We start from the raw sequence: 26,053 nt of genomic DNA, 5'->3' as shown, positions 1-26,053 counted from the left end.
ATGATCACCGCGGTGCACACCCTGGTCTACGCGGAGGATCCCGACGCCGCCCGCGCGTTTTTCCGCGATGTCCTGCGCCTGCCGAACCTCGACGCGGGCGACGGCTGGCTGTTGTCCGCGACCGGGCCGAGTGAACTGGGCGTTCATCCCACCGATGGGCCGCCGCGTCACGAGATCTCCCTGATGTGCCACGACTTGGAACGCACGATGACCGAGTTGGCGGCCGGCGACCGAGCATAGGGCCGGAAACGAATTCGGCTCCCCAGCCGGAAGGCGGGGGAGCCGAATTCAGGGATGTTCAGCCGATCAAGGCTTCTTGTCGATCCGAATCTGTTCGGTCGGCGCGTCATCGGCGCCGCGGTTGACGTGCGGAGCGGGACCGGCCGGAGCCGAGCCGCCCGGACGCTGGAACGGAGCGCCGCCCGTCCGCGCGGGCGTCGGAGCCGAGCCGCCGCGGATACCGAGAACCACACCGACGATCAGCGCGATCACGCCGAGGACACCCAGGATGATGGGCAGGATCCGGCCGTACAGCGACAGCTTGTCGATGTTCTCCTTGGCCACCGCCAGCTGCGACTCGATCGTGTTCTCGTCGAAGACCAGGTGCGACTTCAGCGCGGTGACCTCCGGCTTGTCCGCGGTGCGCGAGTAGTAGAGGTGCAGCGCCTCGCCGCCCTTGACGACCGTGCCGGTCTGCGGCTCCACCCACAGGTCACGGGTGTTGGTGTAGAAGCGGGTCATCGTCACGGGCGCTTCGCCGCCCTCGACGCCCCACTTGGCTGCGGGCAGGCTGAGCCGGTTGGTCGGCGCGGGCACCACGTCGTAGAGGTTGGTGGCGGGCACCGACATCTGGAAGTGGTAGACCTTCGTGTTGTTGATCTCGGTCTCTTCGATGAAGTTCGCGTCGAAGGTCTTGCGCACGTTGAGGTCGAAGTACGGGTAGGTCTTCTTCTCGGTGCCGATCGGGAACCGGTACTGCAGGCCGGTGTGCTGCACCGGCTCCGCGATGCTCTGGCCCTCCAGGTTCGCGGTCACCGCGATCGAGCCGTTGGGCTCGGTGCCGACGGGCTCGCCGGTCACCCGGTCGATGGTCACCCGGTCGACGGTCGCGGTGAGCAGGCCGGTGTCGCCCTGCTTGTCGATGCGCCGCAGCGTCTGGCCCGCCTGCACCGTCATCTGGTGGGCGTCGGCCGGGTCCTCGACGGTGAGGAAGCGCTGCGAGACCAGCGGGACGTTGGTGTCGACCTTCGCCGAGCCCTCCGGAGCGGTCAGCGACTTGGAGTCGAGCACCAGGCTGTCCTCACCCTGCTGGTTCGTCGCGATGGTGGTGATCTCCAGGTCGAGGGGAGTTTTCGCCAGCTTGTCGACGGTGTAGGTCGGGATCATGATGGCGGCGACGATCAGCAACGCGCCGAGACCCACGAGCAGGCAGGCCACCGTCCTTCTGGTACCGGCACTCAGTGCCATGCAAACTCTCCTCGTCGTAGAACACGGGTCGCTCCGGCGAGTACTGCGGGCACGCCGCGGCACTCGTGAGCCCCGACACTAACAGTCCGATGTCGTACCATGCGGCGTCGAGGCCGGAAACGGCCCAGAAATCGCCCGAGTCTAACGCGAAATCTGAAACGCCGGGTTATCAACTGTGGATCCGCCGAGGCAGACTGGAGCCCGATGACCGCAACGATGCCCACCGCCGCGCCCGCGACCGAACGGGTGCGCCCCCGCGCGTTCGTGCCGGCCTTGGAAGGCATGCGCGGCATGGCCGCGCTCGGCGTGCTGCTGACCCATGTCGCCTTCCAGACCGGCGCCGCAGGCACGCCCGTCATCGGGCGGGTGTGGGGCCGGTTCGACATGGCGGTGGCGGTGTTCTTCGCGCTGTCGGGCTTCCTGCTCTGGCGCCCGCACGCGGCGGCGGCGCGCGGACTCGACAGCGCCCCGCCCGTCGGCTACTACCTGCGACATCGTGCCGCTCGCATCCTGCCCGCGTACTGGCTGGTGGTGTGTGCGGTCCTGGTGCTGCTGCCGAGTGCCGCCGGGACGGCGGGCCTGCGGGTATGGGTGTCGAACCTGGCGCTGTTGCAGGTGTTCGTGCCGCTGACGCTCACCGACGGCCTCACGCAGATGTGGAGCCTGTCGGTGGAGGTGGCGTTTTATCTCGTGCTGCCGTTGCTGGCGTTCACCCTGGTGCGCCTGCGCGGCCGCGCGGCGCGGTGGCGGGTGCCGGTGCTGGTCGCAGTCGCCCTGCTGAGCCTCGGCTGGAACTTCATCCCGGTGCCGACGCCCGACGCGATCCACGCGGACAATTGGCTGCCCGGCTATCTGCCCTGGTTCGCCGCCGGCATGCTGCTCGCGGAGCTCGCCGAACATAGCGTCCGGCTATCACGCTGGTGGAAGGTCGGAGCGAATCAGCCGCTGATGTGGACCGTCGCGGCGGCGGCCTTCCTGCTCGCGGCGACCGATCTGGCCGGTCCCGCTGGTCTGACCCGCGCCGAACCGTGGCAGTACGCGGTGAAGATGGGTCTCGGCGCGATCATCGGGTTCGCGCTGCTCGCGCCGCTGGTGCTGCGCGATCCGGCGGCGCGCGGGCACCGCTGGCTGGAGTCGCCGGTGGCCGCGACGCTCGGGCGCTGGTCCTACGGCATCTTCATCTGGCACCTCGCGGTGCTGTCGATCGTGTTCCCGGTGTTCGGCATCCTGCCGTTTCAGGGCGACTTCGGTTACGTTCTGGTGCTCACCGTCGCCATCACCCTTCCGGTCGCGGCGGCCAGCTACGCGCTGGTGGAGGAGCCGGTGCGGCGCTGGGCCCGCCGCAGGGACCGAGTGCGGCGGACGCCGGACCCCGAACCGGCGCCCTGATCGGCGGCGCGCGAGCTCAGCCGTCGAGCTGCCGGTGCATGTCGAGCAGGTGGTGGCGCAGCTCGTGCAGAGTGTGCACGGCCAGCCAGCGCAGGGAACGAACCGCGGGTTCGGGGTAGGGGAAGCCGAGGGTGCGTTCCCAGTCGTCGTCGCCGAGTCGCTCCAGCACGTTGGCGAACAACAGGGCGGCGTCCCGGATCTGGCGGGCCACATCGGCGGGGTTCTGCTGGGCGTAGCCGTCGTGCTCGACTCGTTCGTCCCGGCCCATCGCCGCCGCGGGCGGGTTGTCCGAACGGCGCGCGGCCAGCACGCGTTCGCGCTGGGCCAGCAGCACGTCCCGGACATGGCAGGCGTACTCCAGCGGCGACCACACATCGGGCTTGCCGCGCTCGCGTAACTTGACGCTGTCGGCGCCGAGCAGGTCGGCGTATTCCACGGCGTGTTCCCGCGCCAGCGACGGCACGTCGGCCGCCGAAGCCAAGTCGTAGACGAAACCGCATTCGGCACAGGTGCTCACGCGTGGTCACGTTAGCAACGGGTGCCATTGCGGCGCACGGCGAATGGGGTCTTGTGCAGCGGCGCTTCGCCGGGCACGCGCGGCAGGGGCCGTTCAGTGCTCGCCGGTCGGCGGATCGGCGTCGTCCGGCTCCGGCGCGCCGGGTCGGTCGGCGTCTTTCGGCCGGGGCAGCGCCGCGACGCCGACCGCGATGATCGCGAGCAGCGCGGGCAGTTGCACCAGCACGGAGCCACCCATATATCCATCGGGTGAGCGCCAAGGGCCGGTGGACAGCGCGGCGGCGGACAGCATCGTGCCTGCCCCCGCCACGACGACGAGCACACGGGGGGTGACGTACCGCGTGAAACGCGTTGCCGCCAAGGCGATCACCGTGACGGCAGCGCCCACCGGACCGGCGATCACGGTGGCCGCGCCGGTGAGCCCTACCGCGCCCAGCCGGCGACGGGTCGTGGAGCCGGACGAATCGGCACTCGAATCATCTTGTTCCGCAGCCATATTCGAGTCTGCGGTGGATCGAGCGCGACGGGGAACAGCCAGGATCACGAGCGGCAGGAGCAGCAACAACCCGCCGAAGATGGCGAGGCGATACCACCGGTCGACCGGGAAGGCGATCGTCACCGGCCCGGTGGCATCGGCGGGAAGCAGCCAGCCTTGCTGCCAGCCGTCGACCACCACGGGCGTGAGTGCGCGACCGTCCGCGCTGGTCGCGCGCCATCCGACATTGGTGCTCAGCGGCAGCACGAGCAGGCGGTCACCCGCGTTCGTCGCCGGTGCGGCGGGGGTCTGGGCGTCGGCCGGGTGCAAGCGCAGCCGATCGACGAAGAACAGGTCGGTGGGGCCCACCGCCACGTCGGCACGGCCCGGCGGCAGCGGAAGTTCGTTCGATGTGCCGGTCTCGTCCGTGCACACCCGGGCGGGAACCGGCGCGCCGGAACGCAATTCGCCGACGGTGGCGGTGACGGTGGTGCGCAGCGTCCGCCCGCCCGCGTCGATCGTCGGTCCCAATGCGCACGGGACGGTGACCTCACGGTCCAGTGCGGCGGCCGCCGGGTAGTCCGGTCCGAGCACCGTCACCTCCGCCAGTCCGGGGGGCTGGGTCTGCACGAAGCCGAGCGCGGTCTTGTCCAGCACCGGCCGCCAGGTCCGCATACTCAGCTCGATGCGATCGGTCACGGTGGGGTGCAGGGAGATTCGCGCCGGTGTGCCGGGACCGTCGTCGTCCAGCTCGCGCACCTGCGGACCGTCACCGAGATTCACCGTCACCGAGGTGGGCGCAGCGGGCAGGCCGCCGAGCGACGGGGTGAGTTCCAGGCCGGTCACCAGCGTGGGTTCGGGCAGCTCGAGGGTGAGCGTCGGCCTGCCTGCGGTCGGTTCGCGGACCGAGTCCTCCGGTGCGGTCCAGCTCGTGCGCGGATCGCCGTCGGTCGCGGCGAACGCGGCGCCGCGCAAATCGCCGACGTCGGCCTTGCCCCTGGCCACCGGACGGGCGTGGTCGGTGAGCAGCGCCTCCAGCGCCGGGCCCTGCCTGGTGCGCACGGTCAGCTCCGGAGCCACCGACATCGGTTCCGGGACGGTCAGCGTGCGCTGGAACGTGCCGGGTTCCTCCGGAGCCAAGGCCAGGCCCTTACTGCAGCGCACCCGGTCGGGGGCATCGAAACAGGCGCCGCGGCCGGGGAATTCCTGACCGAGATCCCATCCCCGCACCGATGCGCCCGCGGACGCGGGCGGCACCACGGTGCGATGCCGGATGTCCACCCGGACGGGCGCGTCGCGGGTCGAGTAGTCGTCCAGCGTGAGTTCGCTGATGCCGAATTGCCCTCCGGAGGAGCCGTTCTCGGTGCGGATCGCGGTGATCGTCAGCCACTCGGTGCGCCCCGCGGGGAGCGAGACCGAGACCGGGGCACCGGGTTCGGCCACCCGCACCGAGACGGTGCCGTTCGCGGTGCGCACCTCGATCCATTTGATCGGGTCGCCGATGGCGGCCGGACTGGTGGTCAGCTTCAGCTGTCCGGTCTTGATCGGGCGATCCAGATCGAGCCGCAGCCATTGGCCGAGGGCGTACTCGGTGCCGTTGCTGATCCACGCGGTGGACGGATCGCCGTCGACGACGGCCGCGGTGGAACTTCCCGGCGCCGCGCCGCCGAGCTGGGTGGCGTCCGCGGCCGAACTCGACGCGGTGACGGTCGCGCCCGACCACTCGCCGCGCACCAGTTCGGCGCCGGGCACCGGATAGTCGGGGACCAGATTGTAGGTGCGGCGCGCGTCGTCGGGGGCGCGCAACGCGGAGTTGTGGTTGTCCACCCGGCCGAAATCGGTCTCGCGATCCATCGGCGTATCCGTGACGGTCACCGGGCCCATCGGCAGCCCGGCCCTGGTCGCGTCCGCGGCGAGCAGGGCGGGTGTCCCGGCGAGACCGGGGTCGCGGCGCATCCGCTCGAGCACTTCGGGTCCACCCTGGACGACCGGGACGTTCGCGAGCGGAACGGTGTACGCGCCGGGGAACGCCTGCGGCGCGCCGGTGCCGCCCCGTACGTCGGCGGGCGTTCCGCGCCCCGGCGTGTCCACCCGGTATATCTCGACCGCCGGATACGGCGGGCGCAGGTCGCCGTCGGCCACCAAGTCGTCGGCGAGCACCAGCGACTCGATGGGGTTGCCGAACTCGGCCACCTTGCGCAGGCCGGGCGACTCGTCCAGCGCCTGATGGGCCAGCATCGGCCGGGTCGAGCGGGAGGTCTCCGGGTCGAGGTCGTTGCGCAGGACGACGACGCCGATGCCCTGGGCGCTCAGCGTCGCGGCCAGTCCCTGCGACGGTCTGCCGTCGGCGATGAGCCGCTGCACCGAATCCATCGCGCGGATGGTGCCGGGCGGGTTGAGCGGCACCGCGTCGCGGATCGCCCACGGCGTGCCGGCCAGCGCCTGCAGCGGTTCGTCGCGGGTGAGTCCCCAGACCTGGCTGCCGAAGGGCGCGCCGGGCACCACCAGCGCGCGGGTATCGGCGGCGTTGCGCTCGAGCCAGTCCGCGGTCTGCTGCCAGTACTCGGGCACGCGGTCGTAGGCGCCGCGCGGCGCGAGTTTGCCGGTCCAGGCCAGCGAAGTGGACAGGGCGAGCGCGGTGAGGATCAGCGCCGCGACCGCCACCGAGCGGTCGCGCTCCGGGTGGGCGAACGCGCCGCGCCACACGTTGCGCGGTACCGAGGCGGGCAGCGGAACCCGGGCGAGCAGCTGCGCCAGCCCCAGCACGAGCGGGATGCGGATCAGCGGCTCCAGCTTGTGCACGTTGCGCAGCGGGGCGCCGCCGGAGTCCAGGAAGACGCGCACCGACTCGGCGAACGGTCCGCTCAGTTCACCGACGAACCCGGCGCAGATGCCGACCAGCCCGACGCACAGGATCAGCACCAGCCTGCCCCGGTACGGCATGGACCGCAGGGCCAGCCCCGCCATGCCCGCCGCCGCGACCAGCCCGGTGGCCAGCACCGCGGCGGGCTGGGTGACCAGCACCGCGCCCGCGATGCGTTCCGGCGAGACGAACGGCGTCCAGCTGTCGGTGCCGCGCAGCACCTCGCCGAGCGAAGCCCACTGCGTGGTCACGCCGGAGGACTCGATGTAGTCCAAGAACGGCGGACTCACCTTGCCCAGTAGCAGCAACGGCACCGCCCACCAGAACGTCGCCAGCACCAGCAGCGGGATCCAGGCGGCGGTGAAGCGCCACCAGCGTCGGGCGCTGCCGGACGCTCGTCCGCGGCCGAGCGCAGGCGCGGCAGCCGCCCACCACAGCAGGGCGGGCAGGAAGGCGGCCACCGTGGCGACCGCGTTGACCGAGCCCATCAGCGCGAGTGCCAGCGCGCTGCCCGCCGGCGACGCGGCCCCGCCCCGCCGCCGGTTCCGCGCGACACCCAGTGCGGCGGGCGCGAGCAGCACCCACGGCGCCAGCATCATCGGCAGGGTCTCGGAGGAGATGGACCCGACGGTGGTCAGGACCCGCGGCGACAGCGCGAAGGCGAGCGCGGCGACGACGCGCGACCCGCGCGTGCCGATGCCGAGCGCCTCGCACAGGCGGACGATCCCCCAGAACCCGGCGAGCAGCAGCAGCGCCCACCAGATCCGCTGCGTCACCCAGGCGGGCACGCCCAGCAGATGACCGAGCGAGAAGAACGCGCCGTGCGGGAAGAAGTAGCCGTAGGCCTGGTTTTGCACCTGGCCCATCGGCGCCTGGCTGCTCCACAGATGGCTCGCGCGTTCGAGGAAGCCGAGCGGATTCTGCGCCAGGTCGTATTTGGTGTCGGCGACCGTGAGGCCGGGCGCCTGCAGGAAGGTCAGCAGGAACGCCACGACGACGGTCGCGGCGAACCAGCGTCTGCCCAGCGGCGCGGTGCTGTGCTGCCCCGGCGCCCCGGACGATCCGAGCGAGTCGGCGGGTGAAGCGGAGGTCAGCGGGTCAGCGGCTGCCGTACTCAACGTTGTTCAGCAGCGAGGAGTCCTTGTCGCCGCTGCGGTCGATCTCCGGCCGCGAGTTCTGCTGGACCGCCATGGTGATGAGGAAGACGCTGAGCACGCCCAGCACGGCGCCCGCGACGGCACTCGCAACACCCGGGACAGCAAACTTCATCGCGGTACTCCAATACGTCGATGCAGGCACGTTCCCGGCCAACCTAGCAGGACGTCCGGTATTTGTATGCGTTCAGGCCGTCGAATCTCCGTAGGACGGCTCCGCGAGCGCTCGGTGGGCCTCCGGGAAACGGCCGCGTCAGTGCGCGGGGAGCGCGCAGTGCAGCGCGCCGAGCAGGGTGCGCAGCTTCGCGGTTGTCTCGTCGAGTTCCGCCTGCGGGTCGGAGGCCGCGACGATGCCGCCGCCCGCGTACGCCCGCAGGGTGCGGCCGTCGGCCGAGAGTTCCGCGCAGCGGATCGCGACCACCCAGACGCCGTCGCCGTCGGCGTCGCACCAGCCGACGGCCCCTCCGTAGAAACCGCGATCGTCCTCGACGCGCGTGATGGCCTCCAGCGCCAGATCGGTGGGGGTGCCGCAGACGGCGGGTGTGGGGTGCAGCGACAACGCCAGGTCGAGCGCGGTGGTCGCGGCGTCGCGCAGACGCCCCGTGATCGGCGTCGCCAGATGCCACACCTCGTGGGTGCTGATCAGTTCGGGGCTCTCCGGAATCGACAGCTCGGCGCAGACCGGGCCGAGTCGCTCCCGGATCCAGTCGATCACGAAGGCGTGCTCGTCCCGGTTCTTCGTGCTGGCCAGCAGCTGCGCCGCTTGCGCCGCGTCGGCTTCCGGATCGGCTCGCCGCGGCGCGGTGCCTGCCAGCGGGCGCAGCGTCACCGTGTCGCCCTGCCGGGCGATCAGCACTTCCGGCGTCGCGCCGACCAGCGTCGCGCCGTGGCGTCCGGCCGATGTGAGGTCGACCGCGAAGACGTTCGCGTGCGGATGCCGGGTCAGCAGGTGCCCCGCGACGACTTCCGGCTCGAGCGCGGAGCCCGCCTCGGCCAGCACCGAACGCGCCGCGACCACCTTGCGCAGCGGTTGGGCCGGATCGTTGAGCTGCTCCACCAGTTCGGTCACCCGTGCCACATGCTCGGCCGGGCTCGGGATCTCGGTCACCACGCGCACCGGCGGCAGGTCGGGCAGCGCGGCGGGCCGCCATGGACCAGCGGTGTGCACCGCGTGCTCCGGCACGCTGAGCGCGGCGGGTTCCCGTGGATCGAACGGCAGCGCGCCGACCACGAGCGGCGCACTGCCGTCCAGCAGCGCCGCCCGCGCTCGTCGCGCGTCGTCGAAGCGGACGCGGCTCCCATGACCCCGAACAACCCCGTCGGCCCGGGCAAGCAGGAACCCATCCATGCACCCAACATAATGGGTGCGATCGGACGAAGTCCGTCCTCAGCCGGGCATGGCCGGAGCGGAGACGCAGGTACGCCCAGCCCCGTCGCCCGAGTCCCACCATGGCGTAGCGATCGAGATCTCATGTGAGCGCGGTCACGGGTTCTTGCCGGGTGGGACGAGCAGCACGGGTCGGTGGCAGTGCTTGAGGACGGCGTCGGCGACGCTGCTGTGCAGCAGCGCGCGCAAGCCGGTGGCGCCGCGGGTGCCCGCCACGATGATGTCGACGTCCAGCTCGTCGGCACAGTCGACGATGGCGTTCCAGATGGTGGTGCCGCATTCGGCGGTGCGCGCCTCGGCGTTGAGGCCGGCCAGTCGCGCCAGTCGCACGCCCTCGGCGTTGATGGCGCGCGCGTCGACGTAGGCGATGTCCTCGATCTCGTCGTCCGGCACCCACTCCGGTTGCATGACACCCGACAGCCCGGACAGGCGAGCGGCTTGGCGCACCATGGGTTCCCACGCGGTGAGCACGACGGCCCGGTCGGCGCTGAGGAATCGTCCGGCGTATTCGACGGCGCGCTTGGCGTTCTCGGAGCCGTCGTAGGCGATGAGCATCAGATCGCAGGGCACGATGACCTCCTGAGAAGGACGCACGGCGACACCACGAGATTACCCCGCCCACGGCCGCGTGAACCGGCTTGTTTCTCGGCATGACCTGCGCAAACGTCAACCCGCCGAGGCTGGATTCGCGCGCGCCGACGCTGCGGTGACCGCCACGGCGAGAGGATGCCGCATCCAGGAACAACGGCCGGAGAGTATGCGGCGCCGTGCGCACGGCCTCCGGATCGATCCGGGTGACACCTGCCAGGCGCGCGGAAGCAGCGGCGGACGAGACGCGATGTGGACAAGACCGTGACCCATCGGCCCGGTGACGAGACAACGATTCGATACCGGTGCGGGAGTTACCCGCTGGGTAGGGATGTAGCGAGTGCGGTCGCGCACGTCGCGGCGAGTACGGTTGACCTCTATGCGGAAGACGCCTCTGCTCGTCCTCGCCGTTCTCGCCGCCGTCGCCACCGCCTGCTCGAACGGCGGCTCCACCGAGTCGGCCTCGTCGAGTACGACCACCACGACGGACGCGACCACCGCCGCGGTCCCCGTCACCAGCTCGGCGCCGCCGGACTGCAACGCGGGATACCTCGCGCAGTTCACCACCCGCCAGAAGCTCGCCCAGTTGCTGACGGTCGGCGTCACCGGCGCGGCCGACGCCACCGACGTGGTGCGCAACGAGCAGATCGGCGGCATCTTCGTGGGCGGCTGGACCGACCAGGCGCTGCTCGCCTCCGGTCAGATCGCGCAGGTGAAGCAGGCGGCCAAGGTGCCGCTGATGGTGACCATCGATGAGGAGGGCGGCCGGGTCTCCCGGGTGCGCGACCTGATCGGCGCCGCGCCGTCGGCGCGGGAGACGGCGCAGACCATGAGCCCGGAGCAGTTCTACGACGCGACGCTGACCAGAGGCCGCGCGCTGAAGGATCTCGGCGTGACGGTGGACTTCGCTCCCGACGTCGACGTCAGCTCTCAGCCGGACGATTCCGTCATCGGCGACCGCTCCTTCTCCGACGATCCGGAGGTGGTCACCCGCTACGCGGACGCCTACATCCGCGCCATGCGCGAGGTCGGCGTCGGCACGGTGATGAAGCACTTCCCCGGTCACGGATCCGGGTCGGGCGACTCGCACACCGGCGCGGTGCGCACCCCGCCGCTGGACCAGATGCAGAACGTGGATCTGGTGCCGTTCCGCAACCTGATCGGCTCGGGCGCCGCGGTGATGGTCGGTCACCTCGACGTGCCCGGATTGACCACTCCCAACGTCCCGGCCAGCATCAGCCCGGAAGCGATGCGTTTGCTGCGCGAGGGCACCGGTTACGGGGCCGCGCCGTTCCAGGGACCGATCTTCACCGACGATCTCGGTGGCATGGCGGCGATCACCAGCCGGATGTCGATCGAGGACGCCGTCGAAGCCGCGTTGGTCGCCGGCGCGGACAGCGCCTTGTGGATCACCACCGACGCGGTGTCGCAGGTGCTCGACCGGCTGGAGCAGGCGGTATCGAGCGGGCGACTGCCGATGGCTCAGGTGGATGCCTCGGTGTTGCGGTTGGCCGCGTACAAGGGCGCGCTGCCGCGCTGCTGACGCGCACCGTACGGTCGGGCCGGGCGACTGGTGAGCAAATCGGACCGCCGGAACTTACCTTGGAGTAATATATGAGATTCACCTGTGGTAGGAGTGTGGATGGCGGGCGGTACGAAGCGGCTTCCGCGGGCGGTGCGCGAGCAGCAGATGCTCGACGCCGCCGTGGAGGTCTTCTCGCGTAAAGGCTTCCACGACACGTCGATGGACGCGATCGCCGCCGAGGCGAAGATCTCGAAGCCGATGCTGTATCTGTACTACGGCTCCAAGGACGAACTCTTCCGCGCCTGCATCCAGCGGGAGGGCATGCGATTCATCGAATCCGTCGCGCCAGCGGGCAACCCGCTGCTCACGCCGCACGAGCAGGTGCGCACCGCGCTGGAGGGCTTCCTCGGCTTCGTCGACCGCAACCGGCGCTCCTGGCAGGTGCTCTACCGGCAGGCCATCGGCCAGCAGGCGTTCGCCTCGGAGATCGAGAACGCGCGCGAACGCGTCATCGAACTGACCGCCAAACTGCTGGAGTCCAGCGCCAAGCACGCCGAGCCCGGGACGAACTTCGACGTGGTCGCGGTCGCCGTGATCGGCGCGGGCGAGGCCATCGCCGACCGGCTGGCCAGCGGCAGGATCGAGGTCGCCGAGGCCGTCGACCTGCTCGACGATCTGGCCTGGCGCGGTCTGGCGGGCCGGAAGAAGACCGAGTAGCCCGCCCATTGCCCGGACCGGTTGCTTCCGCGCCGCCCTCCTGCCAAAGTGCGTGAGTTCGCACAGCGCGGACCGGCTCGCCGGAAGAGCCGGAAAGAAACGGGGCGGAAGTGTTCGGGTTGCTCAGGCCGTGTGCGCACGGCGCTCAGAAGTACGGAATCGATGCGGCCGAGTGGCGGGCGCATCTGTGCGGTTTGTGTCTCGGCTTGCGCGACGGGCACGGTCAGCTCGCCCGCGCCACGACCAACAAGGACGCGCTGGTGCTGAGCATGCTCACCGAGGCGCAGTCCGGATCGGCGGCACGCGTCACCGCGGCGCCGTGCCCGCTGCGGGGGATGCGCCGGGCGTCGGTGGTCACCGCCGGCGCGCCCGGCGTTCAGCTCGCCACCACCGCCTCGCTTTTGCTGGCGGCGGCCAAGATTCGCGATCACGTCGACGACGGTGAGGTGACCGCGCTCGCGCGGGGGCCGCTGGCGAAAGCCGCGGCGCGCTGGCACCGGGAGGCCCGCGCGGGCGCCGCGCGGATCGGGCTGGACGTCGAACCGCTCGTCGCGGCGCTCGACGCGCAGGTCCGCTTGGAGCAGCAGGCGAAAGAGCTGGTCGCCGTGGGCGGGCCCGGGTTCGTGCCGGAATCGCTTGCCGAGTCCGCGCATTGGCGTTCGGCGATGTCGTCGGCCGACCCGATCGACCGGCTGACCGCACCCACCCAGCTGTGCGCGTCGGCGTTCTTCGCGCACACAGCCGTGCTGGCCGACCGCCCGGACAATGTCGACGCGCTGCGGGAAGCGGGGTGGCACTTCGGCCGGATCGCGCATCTGGCCGACGCCGTGACCGACTACGACGACGACGCCGCCAACGACCGCTTCAACCCGCTCGCGGCCACCGGCACCGGCGTGCCGGAAGCATACGACCTGATGCGGCAATCGAACTCACGTCTGCGCGCGGCGGTCGCGGCGGCCGAACTCGGCCGGGTGCCCACCGTCCGCTGGATGCTGCTCGACCCACTGAGCGCGGTGCTGCGGCGGATCGGCGGCGGGCTCGGCGCGTTCGCCGCCCACACCTGCTCGGTGCCGCCCCGCATCGAGGGATCGTCGCGAGCCGATGTCGGTGCCCACTCGCGCGGAACGCGCCACCGTCCGCCGACCCGTCGCCCTGGTATCGGTGAATCGCTCGCGCTCATTCTGGGCGCCTACTGCACCGGTTACGCGTGCTGCGCCGACCACACGCAACCGTGCACGGGCGAGCACAAGGACGCGTGGATCAAGAATTGCGACTGCGGTGATTGCGGCGACTGCGGCGGATGCTGCGATTGCGGTGATTGCAATTGCTGCGACTGCGGTTGCGACTGCTGAGCGATCACCCCGAGCGTCGCGCGGCGGCTCGACCTACTCCGGAAAGCACGAAGCCGCATCCCGATTCGTGAAATCGGGATGCGGCTCGCGGAGAACTCAGCGCAGGGTCGCCGTCAGATGCGGGTAGCCCTTCTTCGGGTGACGCAGCGCCAGATCCCAACCGCCTTCGACCTGATCGGCATACAGATTGACGGTGGAGGGCAGCAGAATCGGCTTGCCGAACTTGACCGAGTACGTGGTCTGCTCCGGGATGCGGCCCTCGACCGCGCCGAGAATGGTCGCCGCCGACCACATGCCGTGTGCGATCGACCGCGGGAAGCCGAACGCCTTGGCGCCCAATGCCGAAGTGTGGATCGGGTTGTGGTCACCGGAAGCGGCCGCGTACCGGGTGATCGTCTTCTGATCCACCCGCAGGGTGCGCAGCGGCGGCGGCGGAACCTCCTCCGGCTTCGGCTCCTGCTTCGGCTCGCCCGACAGCGAGGTGCGCTGCTGGTGCAGGAACGTGGTGACCTGGTGCCACACCTGCTCCCGGCCCACCTTCACGTCGCTGATCGCGTCCACGAGCAGGCCCTTCGGGTGCTCGCGCAGGTTCTCGATGTGCGTGCGGATGTCCAGCGGCTCGCTCACCGAGATCTCGCGGGTGCGCTCGATGACGTTCTGCGCGTGCACCGCGCCCACCGCGACGAACGGGAAGTCCCGCGCCACCACCAGCTGCATGGCCAGCGGGAAGGTGAGGATGAACGGATAGGTCAGCGGCAACGCGTCACCGAACCGCAGACCGGTCGCGCGGCAGTAGGCGGCCAGATGATCGGGGTCGACCCGCAGCCCCTCGAGCTGCACGGCCCGGTCCGGCAGCGTCGGCTTGCGCGACGACAGCAGCGGCACCGCCCCGAGCGCGGCCTTGACGAACAGGCGGCTGTTCTTCGGCGGTTCGGTGAGGGCGATCACCTGGGTCTTCTCCTTGCCTGCCGGAGCCTGGGTCATCATGCTCCGATCAGGCTCTGCCCGCAGACCCGCACGACATTGCCGGTGACCGCGTTCGACGCCGGGCTCGCGAAGTAGGCGATGGTCTCGGCGACGTCGACGGTCTGGCCGCCCTGCAGCAGCGAGCTCATCAGCCGGCCCGCTTCGCGGGTGGCCAGCGGGATGGCCGCGGTCATCGCGGTCTCGATGAAACCGGGCGCGACGGCGTTGATGGTGATGTTCTTCTCCGCCAGCTTCGGCGCCTCGGCGTTCACCATGCCGATGACGCCTGCCTTGGACGCGCCGTAGTTGGTCTGCCCGCGGTTGCCCGCGATGCCCGCGATCGAGGACACGTCGATCACGCGACCGCCCTCCTTCAGCGCGCCCCTGGCCACCAGGCCCTCGGTGATCCGGTGCGGCGCGGCGAGGTTGACGTCGATGACCGCGTTCCAGCGGCCCTCGTCCATGTTCGCCAGCAGCTTGTCGCGGGTGATGCCCGCGTTGTGCACGACGATATCGATGCCGCCGAAACGCTCGGTGGCGAACTCGGCCAGCTTCTCCGCCGCGTCGGGCGCGGTCACGTCGAGCGCGAGCGCGGTGCCGCCCACCTTGTTCGCGGTCTGCGACAGCGCCTCGCCCGCCGCGGGGATGTCGGCCACGATCACCTGGGCCCCGTCGCGGGCGAACACCTCGGCGATGGTCGCGCCGATGCCGCGCGCCGCGCCGGTCACCACCGCGACCTTGCCCTCCAGCGGGCGGTCCCAGTCGGCCGGTGCGCTCGCGTCGTCCTTGCCGACCCGGATGACCTGGCCGTCGACGAACGCCGACTTGGCCGAGAGCAGGAAGCGCAGGGTCGACTCCAGGCCGGTCGCCGCGGCGGACGCCTCGGGGTGCAGGTAGACCAGCTGGGCGGTCGAGCCGCGCAGCAGTTCCTTGCCCACCGAACGGGTGAAGCCCTCCAGCGCGCGCTGCGCGATCTGCTCGTCCACGCTCGCGGTCAGCTCGGGGGTGGTGCCGATGACCACGACGCGCCCGGACGGGGTGAGGCTGCGCATGGCGGGCTGGAAGAACTCGAACAGCTGCGAGAGGTCCTCGATGGTGCCGATGCCGGTGGCGTCGAACACCAGGGCGCCGTACTTGGTGCCGGAGGTCAGCGCGTCGGCGAAGGTGTAGTCCGACAGCAGGGCGCGCACCGGCTCGGCGACCCGGCCCTTGCCGCCGAGCAGCACCGGCCCGGACAGCGGCGGCTCGCCCTTGACGTAGCGGCGCAGCTTCTCCGGCTTCGGCAGGCCGAGCTTGCCGGCCAGGAACGCGCCAGGCGCGGAGTGTACGAACGATCCATAGAGGTTGGGAGCACCCTTGCTCTTGCTGGCTGCCACTATTCCTACCTTTTCTGAGTTCTGTCTCTCGGGTCTGGGTATCGCCCCTGCGTGGTCTGCTGGCGCACTTTTGCGGGGGTACGTGTCGACATTAAACTTACTCCAGAGTAAGTTTAATGTAAACAACCGCGACGGGGCGCCGAGCAGCGCGGAATGTCCGCGCTCCACCGGGCCGCCGGGACACCCATCCACGAACCTTGGAGACTCGAGTGACTAGCAAAGCCCGTTCGGCCAAGAGTGCCGCCAAGACCGGCAGGACCACCCGCCCGGTCGCGATCGTCGGTGGCAACCGGATTCCGTTCGCTCGCTCCGACAAGGCGTACGCGCACGCCTCCAACCAGGACATGTTCACCGCCGCGCTGGACGGGCTGGTCAGCCGTTTCGGCCTGCAGGGCGAGCGCCTGGGCATGGTCGCAGGCGGCGCCGTGCTCAAGCGGGTCGGCGAGCACGGCCTGATCCGGGAGAGTGTGCTCGGCAGCAAGCTCAGCCCCTACACCCCGGCCCACGACCTGCAGCTGGCCTGCGGCACCGGCCTCCAGGCGATCGTCACCGTCGGCGACGCGATCGCCGCGGGCCGGATCGAAGCGGGCGTCGGCGGCGGCACCGACACCACCTCGGACGCCCCGATCGGCGTGAGCGAGGGCATGCGCGAGTGGATGCTCGACGCCAACCGCGCCAAGACCGGCAAGGACCGCCTCAAGCTGGTCGGCCAGTTGCGCCCGAGCATGCTCGGCATCGAGATCCCGCGCAACGCCGAGCCGCGCACCGGCTTGTCCATGGGCGAGCACGCCGCCATCACCGCCAAGGAGTTCGGCATCCCGCGCGAGGCGCAGGACGAGCTGGCCTATCTGTCGCACAAGAACATGGCGGCCGCCTACGACCGCGGCTTCTTCGACGACCTGATCACGCCGTTCCTCGGTCTGACCCGCGATGACAACCTGCGGCCGAACTCCTCGATCGAGAAGCTGGCGACGCTGAAGCCGGTCTTCGGGGTCAAGGCGGGCGACGCGACCATGACCGCGGGCAACTCCACCCCGCTGACCGACGGCGCCTCCGCGGTGCTGCTGTCCAGCGAGGAGTGGGCCGCCGAGCGCAAGCTGCCGGTGCTGGCGCACCTGGTGGACAGCGAGGTCGCGGCGGTCGACTACATCCACGGCCCCGACGGCCTGCTGATGGCCCCCACCTACGCGGTGCCGCGCCTGCTCGCGCGCAACGGCCTGACCTTGCAGGACTTCGACTATTACGAGATCCACGAGGCGTTCGCCTCGGTGGTGCTGGCCACCCTGGCCGCGTGGGAGTCCGACGCCTACTGCAAGGAGCGCCTCGGCCTCGACGGCGCGCTCGGTTCGATCGATCGCAGCAAGCTGAACGTCAACGGCTCGTCGCTGGCCGCCGGTCACCCGTTCGCCGCCACCGGCGGCCGCATCGTCGCCTCCACCGCGAAGCTGCTGGCCGAGAAGGGTTCCGGTCGCGCGCTGATCTCCATCTGCGCCGCGGGCGGTCAGGGCGTCGTCGCCATCCTCGAGCGCTGACGTAGTCGAAGGGTGGTCCGATCGGTTTTCCGGTCGGACCACCTTCGCGTCATTTGCCGGGCAGCTCGATGTGCCCGCCGAAGGCTTTGCGCATCGCCGAGAGCACTTTGTCGGCGTACGCCGATTCGCCCCGCGAGGAGAATCGCTCGAACAAGGCGGAAGCCAGCACGGGCACGGGCACGCCGGTGTCGATGGCGGCATCGATCGTCCAGCGGCCCTCGCCGGAGTCGGACACCCGCCCGCTGTAGGAATCCAGGTTCGGGTCGGCGTGCAGCGCGGCCGCCGTGAGATCCAGCAGCCAGGACGCGACCACCGATCCCCGCCGCCACACCTCGGTGATCTCGGGAATGTCCAGGTCGTACTGGTAGTACTCGGGGTGCTCCAGCGGCGTCTCCTCCGCCGAGAACTCGCCCGTGTGCTCGGCCCCGTAGTTGGCCCGTCGCAGAATGTTCAGCCCTTCGGCGTAGGCGGCCATCGCCCCGTACTCGATGCCGTTGTGCACCATCTTCACGAAGTGCCCCGCGCCGACGGGCCCGCAGTGCAGATAACCCAGCTCGGCTGTGGACGGCTCGCCGGTGCGTCCCGGTGTGCGCTCCGCCGCCCCGAGGCCGGGCGCGATGGATTTCAGCAGCGGATCCAGGTGCTTCACCGGTTCGGACTCGCCGCCGATCATCAGGCAGAAGCCGCGGGTCCGGCCGAACACCCCGCCCGAGGTGCCGATGTCCACGTAGTGGATGCCCTTGGGCCGCAAGCGCTCGGCGCGCGCGAGGTCCTCATGGTAGCGGCTGTTGCCGCCGTCGATGACGATGTCTCCCGGTTCGAGCAGCTCGGCGACCTGCTCGATCACCGCCCCCGTCGCCCCGGCGGGGATCATCACCCACACCACGCGGGGGGTCTCAAGCATGCCGACGAACTCGGTGAGATCGGTACTGCCCCGGAAGCCGTCCCCGAGCTCGGCGCGCAGTTCATCGATGTGCGCGGAACGACGTTCGTATCCCACGGCGGTGTGTCCGTCCTCGACGACGCGGCGCACGATGTTCGCGCCCATCCGGCCGAGGCCGATCATTCCCAGCTGCATGCCATCCATCTCCCTCGTGTCTGCCGAGTCTCGCGGCGGGGGTCGTCTCGATTCTCCCGCGTGGGATCGATCACGGTTCGGCTCGCGGGTGTAACGCGGCCCGCGACAGCCCGATAAACAGGTCGGCTCCGCGTAGTTGCCTGACCCCCGACCCGGCAACTGCGCGGGGCTCTTTTGTGGTGTACCCGGTTCTTCGCGTGGGATGTGCGTTATGCCCGAGCTGTGCCGACCCCTGTCGGTGCGCACCACTATCGTTGGCAGGGACGCGCAGTGGTGCGGGTCCACAATTCAATCGAACGGGGAGGACGGTTCGTGACGAGCCAGCCGAGCACCGGAGGACGCGGCCGACAGGCTGGTGGCGAAGTCGGATTGCGCCAGCTTCTCGGGGCGGACCGCCCCCAGGTAGCGGACCGGTCGGTCGCCTGGAACGGCGACGAACAGCTCACCCAGCCCCTGCAAACTACCCCGCGCCGGCCCGTGCCGCCCGCACCCCGCCGTCGTCCCGCGCGTCGGCCGATCTCGGCCCCGCCACCGAAGCGCTTGGACAGTGCCGTCGTGCGCCGGGTGGGCATCGCGGTCGGCGCCGTGCTCGCGGTCGCCGGTCTCGGCTACGTGGTCGACTTGGTGATGTCCTCCGGCGAGGTGGCGCGTGGCACCGTCGTCGCGGGCGTCGACGTCGGCGGCAAGGACAAATCCGCCGCCGATGCCCGACTGCGCGCCGAGCTGGACCCACGGGCGGCCCGGGAGCTACCGCTGCGCATCGGCGACGTGCAGACCCGCATCGTGCCGAGCGCCGCCGGACTGTCCGTGGACTGGGACGCCACCTGGTCGCGGATCGGCTCCCAGCCGCTCAATCCGTTCACCCGGCTCGCGTCCTTCTTCACCACCCGTGAGGTGTCGGTCGTCAGCGCGATCGATGAGCCCGCACTGGATCGCCAGCTCACCGAGCTGCGGGTGCACGACCGGCCATCGGTCGATGGCACCGTCACCTTCCGCAACGCCGAACCCGTTGCGGTGCCGCCGGTTCCGGGCCGGGTGCTCGACGTGGCCGCCGCGCGCACGGAACTGGCCGAGCGGTGGGTCACCGGCACGACGGTGGATCTTCCCGTGGTCCCCGCGCCCTTGCAGGTGCGCCCGGAGGCCGTGGACAAGGCTCTGCGCGAGATCGCCCAGCCCGCGGTGCGCGCGCCGATCTCCTTCGCGGGCAAGGGCGCCGCGGGCAGGCTCGATCCGGAGCAGATCGCGTCGGTCCTGGCGTTCGGGCCGGACGGGCAAGGCGGTCTCGCGGCGTCGGTGAATCAGGACGCCGCGATCGCTCTGCTCGGGCCGCAACTGGCCCCCACGGAAGTCGAGCCGAAGGACGCGACGTTCGCGGTGTCGGGCGGCAAGGCGTCGGTCGTCCCCGCCGTGGTCGGTGACAAGATCAACTGGCCCAAGACCTTCGAACAGTTCACCGCGCTGCTGACCGCGCCGGGCGAGCGGACCGCGCAGGTGGTCTACGAACGGGTCGAGCCCAAGCTGACCACCGAGGCCGCGCAGGGGCTCGGCGTGGTCGAACCCGTCGGCTCGTTCACCACCGGCGGTTTCAGCGGACCCTCCGGCGTCAACATCCGCACCGTGGCCAGAAAGGTCAACGGTGCGATCGTGAAGCCGGGAGAAACGTTCTCGCTCAACGATTTCACCGGCCCGCGCGGCATCGCGGAGGGATATGTCGAATCCGGCATCATCGACCACGGGCGTCCGAGCACCGCGGTCGGCGGCGGCATCAGCCAGTTCGCCACCACGCTCTACAACGCGGCGTACTTCGCGGGGCTCGAGGACGCGGGCCATACCGAGCACAGCTACTACATCTCCCGCTACCCCGCCGCCCGCGAGGCCACCGTCTTCGACGGCGTGATCGACCTGAAATTCCGCAACAACACCCAGACCGGCATCTACATCGAAACCGCCGCGACCGACGCCGAGATCACCGTCCGCCTGTGGGGGACGAAGACGGTCGACGTCGAATCCATCACGGGCGAGAAGACCAAACCGACCGAACCGACCACCGTCACCTTGCCCAAGGGCAAGGACTGCATCGCCACCGAGGGCGCCCCCGGCTTCACGATCTCCGACACCCGCGTCATCACCGACCGCAAAACCGGCCGCGAAGTATCCCGCAAGACCCGCACGGTGAAGTACGACCCTGTTCCGATCGTCAAGTGCGAGTGAGGGATAGGCCCGAGCGCGCGGTTCCCGAATCCGCCCCGCCCACTCAGAGCGGGGCTCTGCGTTTCCGCCTACGGACGCTCGAATTCGCGATCGACAACGCCAGCGGTGAATGCATCCCACTCGGCCGGCGTGAAGATCAGCGCCGGGCCGGTCGGATTCTTCGAGTCACGCACGCCCACCATGCCCCTGTCGAGAAACGCAACCTCAACACATTCCTTGCCGGAAGAGCTTCGGCTGGACTTGAACCACTTGGCCCCCGACAGGTCGACGTTCACGCGCCATACTCCTTTGCTACCGCCAGGATGAGATCCTTGGACTTGTCGTGGTCCAACGCTACCCGGTCTATCTCCCGCAACGCGCTGCGATAGCGAGCCACTTCGGCTTCGCGCTCCAGGTACAGGTCCCCGGCGTACTCCTCCACGTACACAATGGGCGGCTCGGTCAACTTGGTCTGCGGCAGCTCGGGAAATTCGAGAAGGATGAACGACCCGACCAGTGACCCGAGATGCTTGGGCGCGGTGAAGGGCACTACCCGAACCGAAACATTCGGCAGTTCCGACGCTGCCGAGAGGTGGAGCAACTGATCCGTCATCACCCCCGGACCGCCTACCTGGTCGCGCACCGCTGCTTCGGACAGCAGGACATCGACTGTGAATTCCGGGTCTGCGAGTCGGGTTTGCCTGCGGGCCGCCAGTTCGATCCGGCCTTCGATGGCTTCGGGCGACAGCTCTGGTATTTCCGACCAAGCCAGCGCACGGCGGTACTCGGCGGTCTGGAGCAGACCGGGGATGATGGTGACTTTCCACGCGGTCAACCGATGCGCTGCTTCTTCGAGGGCTAGATAGTGGTCGAACCCGGTCGGAAGCTCGGCGTCCGCGTACGCCCGCCAATAGCCCCCGCCCCGCTCCCGCGCTGCTCGGACTTCCGAGACCAACCCAAGCAGGATGCGCCGTTCGGTATCGCTGGCGCCGTAGGCATCACACAAGGCGTTCACTTGAAAGCTGGTCACCCTTGTGGACTGGCCCTCCTCGATACGGCCAATCGACTGCGGCGATGTCTCGGCCAGCCTCGCCGCTTCGGCTTGGGAAATGCGCTTGGCAATCCGCAATCGGCGCAGTTCACGGCCCAGAGCCCGGCGGGCGAGGGTACTACCGGTAACGCTCATGTCGTTAGCCTCACTATCGAGTGACCCGGATTTTGGAAGCCGCCAACGGGCAGCTTCCGTGTGGCGGCGTACGCACTGAAAGTACGGCATCTATCAATCGGATTCGTGCGATTGAGGATTCCAGTTCCACGGTCTTGGGTGTCTCCTGGATGTGCGCCCGGTTGGAAGCGCGGAACCACATGTCCCTCAATGTGGTTCGCTTCCGTCCTCGGGTACCGATCAGGGGGTTGTCGGGGGCCGGGCGCACCTTGATGCCCCTCCGATACGAGCAGAGGTCTTGATGGGCCACATAGCGTTTGGGGACACGCCGCTGTCTCGATGCCACTACTACCGGAACGTGTGTGACCTACCCGCGACGGTCGACCCGCCTCATGTGGGCCGGATCGTGGCCCGCTGCGGGTCGGTGTGGGCGATCACCATGCCCGCTGTGCTGGGGCAGGCGGTGAAGGTGTGGATGCAGAACCAGGGGTACAAGCTCGGTCCGATCTTGTCGCATCCACGGTCGAAGAGGTGGACGTTCATCATCCGGCCTGACCTGCCGGATGAGATTCCGTTGTTCGCTGAGATGTTTCGGTTGGATGTGTCCATTGCGCGTGAGGGCGGAACGATCGGGCTGCCCAGTCCCGCTGATGTTGGGACGAAGTTCCGTGCGTGGATTGTGCGCCCCGACAGCCACGTTCGCCCTTCTGGTCACGTGATCGTGGAAGCGATCCGCGCGGTCCGAGCCGAGAAGGTCGCGCGGCGTCGGCGGGTGATGACGTATGCCTGATGGTGCACCCCCTGGTCGCCCTGTGTTGACTCTGCTACAGGGCGGCAGGTCCGGCAGATATGACGCCCGAGTGGGTTTAGCTGAGTTCTATAGACGGTGGGGGCACCACAATCCGGCGTGGCCTGTGTCGAGCCGGAAAGCGGCCGATCAAGCGCTCATGATGCATGAGGATTGCGACCCGTTGGAGTGCTCGACGCGGGTAGCGGCCGTGATCGTTTCGGGTGACGATTACCGGTATTTCCGGGATCGGGCCATGTGATGGCTTCCCCGTTGCCGGACGAACCTGACGTGCACTTGATAGTGCGGCTGCGCGGCTACCAGTTGCACTACGCGGCATGCCTCACCGCGGCTTTGATCTTCGTCCAAGACGAAGATATCCGCCGTTGCACCGACGCCGTACGCGTCGCCAAGGGCGCAACTGATCGGCTGCCCGGTTGCCGTGTGAGCGGCTGTATGTCGAGCGATGATGGTTCGTTTGCGCCTACCACCCCGTGCTGCCGCCCGGTGCTTGCTCGGTGAGGCGAACGGGCGCGACACAATCCATGAACGTGGGACACTGTCCCGTTCGGGTGATACGCAGGGCTACCGACTACCGGAAGGGAACGTGATGGGGCAAGGCGACGACCAGTTGAGTATGGATCTGGGAGTTCCTGTCGAGCAGACCGCGTGGGGTAAATGGGTCGACCCTGACCGCCGAAAGGCACAAGCTCGTAAGTTCATGGACTATGCGGGCATACGTGAGATTCCTTCGGAGCCGTGGCCGGAGAACTCGGCGGAGGTGAAACGGCTTGACCCCATTGTCGCCGAACTGTTCCCGACCAGGGCTGCCGCTGCGGCGTCACCCGATGGCGCCGACATGGTTGACGCGTTCGTTTGTTTCATCGGCGACTGCTTCGAGAGATTCGCGGGGGCTAGATTCATCGAGGAAGAATGGTTCGGCCGCGAATATTCGTTCTATGACGACGTGAATCCCGCATTGAAGATGGACACGGGCGACGAAGAAGATGTCGAGACCGTATGGGGGTTAATCGGACGCATGATCGAATATAGCCCCGAGGAGTATGGGGGAATGTTTTCCAAAATGGCTGACGCCATTCGCGAGTACGCCTCTATCCACGAGGGTCGTCGCAGCCACTGAGCTGCCTCAACTGCTTCCTGAAAAGCTACGGCCAGGAAATTCTCGAATCACTTCACGCTTCCGGGGGGATCGGTTGGACGAATACGAAAGAGACCGGGAGCGTTACAAGCCCCACGAGCGTGGAAGGATATTCGAGAACGGTGTCGAAGCATATTTCAAGGACCGTGAGCGTGGGTATCTCCCCAGCTCCCGCATATATAAGACGCCGGAAGGTCGGATCCAGTTCGACCACGTCAGAGAGGATCAAGGCAAAACTTTCTCCATCGAGGATAAATCCGGGAGAATCGGAGGACCCAAGGACGAAAAGCAGCTCAAGGCATTGCGGGTCCTTCTCGAGACAGGCGTCGTGCAGGAGCATACGCTACGGTCAGTAGAAGGTGAGACTGTATCGAAAGACTGTCAGATACTCATCAATGGTTTGAAGAAAGACTTCCGCGACAGATTCACGCACCTAGAAATCTCGCGAGCTGAAGCCCGGACAATTTGGGCATTGGGTATGGATCTGGAGCGGAGCAAGCAGCGCCAACTGCCGGAGCGAGGTCAGCAACTCGAGCTACCAGGCGTAGCAGAGAAGGCGCGACAGGAGAAAGCGCAGGAGCTACAAAGGCAGCGGGACAAGATTGCGGAGCGGGCGCGGGCGCGTGAGCGAGCCGAGAAGTTCCGGAATATGCTGCGATTCCGCGACGGCGCTACACGCGGCAGGGCGGATGCCCCCCAACGAGTCGAGCGCGAGCGGCAGGCGCGAGAAGAGGCCGAGCGAGCCAGGCAAGCGGGCAGAACTCCGGAGAGCGAGCGTGCGCGAATTGAGCGCGAAGTCGCTGAACGGGTGGCGCTGGAATTCCCCGCGCCAAGTCAGCTCCACGAACGGGGAGCAGCCGACGCCGGGGAACAGGTGGCCCGAGAGGCGGCCGACGCTGCCAGCCTGGAGCGGGCAGCAGCCGACGCCCGCGCGGCGAAGGAGAAAGCGCGCGAAGACGCCCGAATTGCCCGCGAGGCGGCCGACCACAAGGAACGCGCGGAAGAACTGGCGCGACTGCAAGCCCGGGGAGTGCCTCCGGAAGTGGTGAAGCTTCTCGGGCTCGGGCAAGCGCAGCCACCGTCAGCGGCTGTACGGCAGCTGCCTGGTCATGCGCCTGGCGTTGTGCGTGGCGGTACCGGGCAAGGGCAAGAACGCAGCCGGGGAATCACCCGTGATCGGTGACATTGCTTGCGTTACAGGAACCAAATCCGGAAGGCCGGATGCCCTTTTCACAGCGGTGTTCGCATCAGCAGCACGTTGTACTGGGTGTGCTGGGTGACCAGGAAGTAGAGGTCGCGGCCGGTTTGGTACGGGTAGATCATGGGTGCGTACGCGGTGGGGAGGGCGCGGGCGTCGATCAGGACGCGCGGTTCGCTCCATGGTCCTTCGGGAGCCGGTGCGGTGCGCAGGACGACGCTGTTGGCCGGGTCCGTGGTCAGCATGACGTACTGGCCCAGGTATTGGTTCCACATCACCGAGAGCTCGGCGACGCCACCGACGATCGGAGCCGCGGTCTTGGCGTCGGCGGGCTTCCACTCTCTGCCGTCCCAGTATTCGTAGGCGTCGATATTCGCGATATCGGATTCCTTGGCGCGGGAGACGAATCCGGGATTGTTGCGGCCTGCCGGGGTGCCGTAGCGGTAGACGTAGCCGTTCGCTTTCAGGAATGCGTTCTGCTGAAAGTTCTCGTGCCCGTCGACATTCGCCCGGCGAGTATGGGTCAGCTGCGTCCAAGTGGTGCCGCCGTCACCGGAGGCGGCCAGCGTGGAGAAGTTCGTGTTCCACTTCCCGTGATCGCCCCATTCGCGCACCGACATCAAGCTCATGTACTGCACGCCGCCCACCGAGATACCCGCGGTGGGAATCAGGCTGATCTCGATGCCGGGAATCTTGGGGCTGGGCAACGGATTCGGCACCACGTCGTCGAAGAAGATGCCCTCGGCCGGATCGTGCCTGGAGCTGCGGAACAGCACATTGCTGGTCCAGGCCCAGATGCTGCCCGCGAGCAGGTTCGGGATGCCGATGCCGGCGCTGTCGCCGAACGCGGTGATCATGCGGCCGTTGCCGTCGTCCCACATGATGCCGAGATCCGTGCCGAGCACGTTGACGTTCTGGGTGCGATTCGGGCTGTCCATGCCCGTCACCTGGAACACCGCGTGGGCCGGGCCGGGCAGGTCGGGCAGGCCGTGGATGCCGTTGAGCGCCGGGATCGGAATGACGTTGTTCGGGTCGGCCCCTGCGGGCGTGGCGGCGGCCAGCGCGAGGACCGCGGCCAGCGCGCCGGCCCCGGCGAGTGCGGACAGCGATCGAGTCATCCGGCAATTCCCTTCCTCTGGGACGCAGTCTGCTCGGTCATTGTGCCCGCT

General features: G+C 68.9%; 22 protein-coding genes. 10 read left to right on the top strand and 12 right to left on the bottom strand.

Going from position 1 to position 26,053, the window contains the following annotated elements; genetic code table 11:
- On the top strand, positions 1 to 240 hold the full coding sequence (locus tag U3653_RS01120; protein WP_195080926.1) for a VOC family protein: 240 nt from the start codon (positions 1 to 3) through the stop codon (positions 238 to 240).
- 66 nt (positions 241 to 306) lie between these two features.
- Here U3653_RS01120 and pgfA read toward each other — a convergent pair whose 3' ends face one another.
- The gene (gene pgfA, locus U3653_RS01115; RefSeq protein ID WP_195080925.1) at positions 307 to 1,467 is read right to left on the bottom strand and encodes a cell envelope lipid trafficking protein PgfA; all 1,161 of its coding nucleotides are present in this window, start codon (positions 1,465 to 1,467) and stop codon (positions 307 to 309) included.
- Positions 1,468 to 1,671: 204 nt separating this feature from the next.
- Between pgfA and U3653_RS01110 the strand changes: the two genes are divergently transcribed.
- Positions 1,672 to 2,856, top strand: a complete 1,185-nt coding sequence (locus U3653_RS01110) for an acyltransferase family protein (protein WP_195080924.1) — start codon at positions 1,672 to 1,674, stop codon at positions 2,854 to 2,856.
- A gap of 16 nt (positions 2,857 to 2,872) precedes the next feature.
- On the opposite strand, the gene U3653_RS01105 is transcribed toward U3653_RS01110, so the two are convergent.
- From U3653_RS01105 to U3653_RS01085, 5 genes are all read right to left on the bottom strand, one after another.
- The gene (locus U3653_RS01105) at positions 2,873 to 3,373 is read right to left on the bottom strand and encodes a DinB family protein (protein ID WP_195080923.1); all 501 of its coding nucleotides are present in this window, start codon (positions 3,371 to 3,373) and stop codon (positions 2,873 to 2,875) included.
- A 93-nt stretch (positions 3,374 to 3,466) separates the two neighbouring features.
- On the bottom strand, positions 3,467 to 7,828 hold the full coding sequence (locus U3653_RS01100) for an alpha-(1->3)-arabinofuranosyltransferase (protein ID WP_195080922.1): 4,362 nt from the start codon (positions 7,826 to 7,828) through the stop codon (positions 3,467 to 3,469).
- Positions 7,809 to 7,979, bottom strand: a complete 171-nt coding sequence (locus U3653_RS01095) for a DUF2613 domain-containing protein (RefSeq protein ID WP_083880942.1) — start codon at positions 7,977 to 7,979, stop codon at positions 7,809 to 7,811. Before U3653_RS01095 ends, U3653_RS01100 begins: the two co-directional genes overlap by 20 nt.
- A gap of 138 nt (positions 7,980 to 8,117) precedes the next feature.
- On the bottom strand, positions 8,118 to 9,212 hold the full coding sequence (locus U3653_RS01090; RefSeq protein WP_195080921.1) for an isochorismate synthase: 1,095 nt from the start codon (positions 9,210 to 9,212) through the stop codon (positions 8,118 to 8,120).
- 135 nt (positions 9,213 to 9,347) lie between these two features.
- Positions 9,348 to 9,821, bottom strand: coding sequence for a universal stress protein (locus U3653_RS01085; protein WP_084485711.1), 474 nt, complete (start codon positions 9,819 to 9,821; stop codon positions 9,348 to 9,350).
- A gap of 397 nt (positions 9,822 to 10,218) precedes the next feature.
- On the opposite strand from U3653_RS01085, the gene U3653_RS01080 reads away from it, so the two are divergent.
- The 3 genes from U3653_RS01080 (at position 10,219) to U3653_RS01070 (ending at position 13,433) form a co-directional block, all read left to right on the top strand.
- Positions 10,219 to 11,382, top strand: coding sequence for a glycoside hydrolase family 3 N-terminal domain-containing protein (locus U3653_RS01080; protein WP_195080920.1), 1,164 nt, complete (start codon positions 10,219 to 10,221; stop codon positions 11,380 to 11,382).
- 99 nt (positions 11,383 to 11,481) lie between these two features.
- Positions 11,482 to 12,081 carry a TetR/AcrR family transcriptional regulator gene (locus U3653_RS01075; RefSeq protein WP_039802917.1) on the top strand — a complete coding sequence of 200 codons (600 nt, stop codon included), beginning with the start codon at positions 11,482 to 11,484 and terminating at the stop codon, positions 12,079 to 12,081.
- A 110-nt stretch (positions 12,082 to 12,191) separates the two neighbouring features.
- Positions 12,192 to 13,433 (top strand): DUF5685 family protein, encoded by a 1,242-nt coding sequence (locus U3653_RS01070; RefSeq protein ID WP_195080919.1) that lies wholly within the window; start codon positions 12,192 to 12,194, stop codon positions 13,431 to 13,433.
- Positions 13,434 to 13,529: 96 nt separating this feature from the next.
- On the opposite strand, the gene U3653_RS01065 is transcribed toward U3653_RS01070, so the two are convergent.
- Both U3653_RS01065 and U3653_RS01060 read right to left on the bottom strand, forming a co-directional pair.
- Positions 13,530 to 14,417 carry a MaoC family dehydratase gene (locus tag U3653_RS01065; protein WP_195080918.1) on the bottom strand — a complete coding sequence of 296 codons (888 nt, stop codon included), beginning with the start codon at positions 14,415 to 14,417 and terminating at the stop codon, positions 13,530 to 13,532.
- Positions 14,417 to 15,775 (bottom strand): 3-oxoacyl-ACP reductase, encoded by a 1,359-nt coding sequence (locus tag U3653_RS01060; RefSeq protein WP_195080917.1) that lies wholly within the window; start codon positions 15,773 to 15,775, stop codon positions 14,417 to 14,419. Before U3653_RS01060 ends, U3653_RS01065 begins: the two co-directional genes overlap by 1 nt.
- A 209-nt stretch (positions 15,776 to 15,984) precedes the next feature.
- On the opposite strand from U3653_RS01060, the gene U3653_RS01055 reads away from it, so the two are divergent.
- Positions 15,985 to 17,307: an acetyl-CoA C-acetyltransferase gene (locus U3653_RS01055; RefSeq protein ID WP_195080916.1), complete on the top strand. Its 1,323-nt coding sequence runs from the start codon at positions 15,985 to 15,987 to the stop codon at positions 17,305 to 17,307.
- 49 nt (positions 17,308 to 17,356) lie between these two features.
- On the opposite strand, the gene gnd is transcribed toward U3653_RS01055, so the two are convergent.
- The gene (gene gnd, locus U3653_RS01050; RefSeq protein WP_195080915.1) at positions 17,357 to 18,385 is read right to left on the bottom strand and encodes a phosphogluconate dehydrogenase (NAD(+)-dependent, decarboxylating); all 1,029 of its coding nucleotides are present in this window, start codon (positions 18,383 to 18,385) and stop codon (positions 17,357 to 17,359) included.
- A 555-nt stretch (positions 18,386 to 18,940) separates the two neighbouring features.
- Here gnd and U3653_RS01045 point away from each other — a divergent pair.
- Positions 18,941 to 20,596 carry a VanW family protein gene (locus tag U3653_RS01045; RefSeq protein WP_323124613.1) on the top strand — a complete coding sequence of 552 codons (1,656 nt, stop codon included), beginning with the start codon at positions 18,941 to 18,943 and terminating at the stop codon, positions 20,594 to 20,596.
- A 68-nt stretch (positions 20,597 to 20,664) separates the two neighbouring features.
- Here U3653_RS01045 and U3653_RS01040 read toward each other — a convergent pair whose 3' ends face one another.
- Together U3653_RS01040 and U3653_RS01035 are read right to left on the bottom strand one after the other, a co-directional pair.
- Positions 20,665 to 20,871 (bottom strand): DUF397 domain-containing protein, encoded by a 207-nt coding sequence (locus U3653_RS01040; RefSeq protein ID WP_195080913.1) that lies wholly within the window; start codon positions 20,869 to 20,871, stop codon positions 20,665 to 20,667.
- The gene (locus U3653_RS01035; protein WP_195080912.1) at positions 20,868 to 21,761 is read right to left on the bottom strand and encodes a helix-turn-helix domain-containing protein; all 894 of its coding nucleotides are present in this window, start codon (positions 21,759 to 21,761) and stop codon (positions 20,868 to 20,870) included. The genes U3653_RS01040 and U3653_RS01035 overlap by 4 nt, the downstream gene beginning before the upstream one ends.
- A 427-nt stretch (positions 21,762 to 22,188) precedes the next feature.
- Between U3653_RS01035 and U3653_RS01030 the strand changes: the two genes are divergently transcribed.
- The 3 genes from U3653_RS01030 to U3653_RS01020 all read left to right on the top strand — a co-directional run bounded on the left by U3653_RS01030 (position 22,189) and on the right by U3653_RS01020 (position 24,869).
- On the top strand, positions 22,189 to 22,530 hold the full coding sequence (locus U3653_RS01030; RefSeq protein ID WP_324722326.1) for a hypothetical protein: 342 nt from the start codon (positions 22,189 to 22,191) through the stop codon (positions 22,528 to 22,530).
- A gap of 607 nt (positions 22,531 to 23,137) precedes the next feature.
- Complete coding sequence (locus U3653_RS01025) at positions 23,138 to 23,668, top strand: hypothetical protein (protein WP_195080910.1); 531 nt, start codon at positions 23,138 to 23,140, stop codon at positions 23,666 to 23,668.
- Positions 23,669 to 23,741: 73 nt separating this feature from the next.
- Positions 23,742 to 24,869 carry a hypothetical protein gene (locus U3653_RS01020; RefSeq protein WP_195080909.1) on the top strand — a complete coding sequence of 376 codons (1,128 nt, stop codon included), beginning with the start codon at positions 23,742 to 23,744 and terminating at the stop codon, positions 24,867 to 24,869.
- Positions 24,870 to 24,916: 47 nt separating this feature from the next.
- On the opposite strand, the gene U3653_RS01015 is transcribed toward U3653_RS01020, so the two are convergent.
- Positions 24,917 to 26,002, bottom strand: a complete 1,086-nt coding sequence (locus tag U3653_RS01015) for a glycoside hydrolase family 183 protein (protein ID WP_195080908.1) — start codon at positions 26,000 to 26,002, stop codon at positions 24,917 to 24,919.
- Between the last annotated feature and the right edge of the window lie 51 nt (positions 26,003 to 26,053).

This window comes from Nocardia implantans (assembly GCF_035544775.1).
Lineage (GTDB): Bacteria > Actinomycetota > Actinomycetes > Mycobacteriales > Mycobacteriaceae > Nocardia > Nocardia implantans.
The sequence above is the reverse complement of the archived record's forward strand: the minus strand, read 5'-3'. Positions and strand labels throughout refer to the sequence as shown.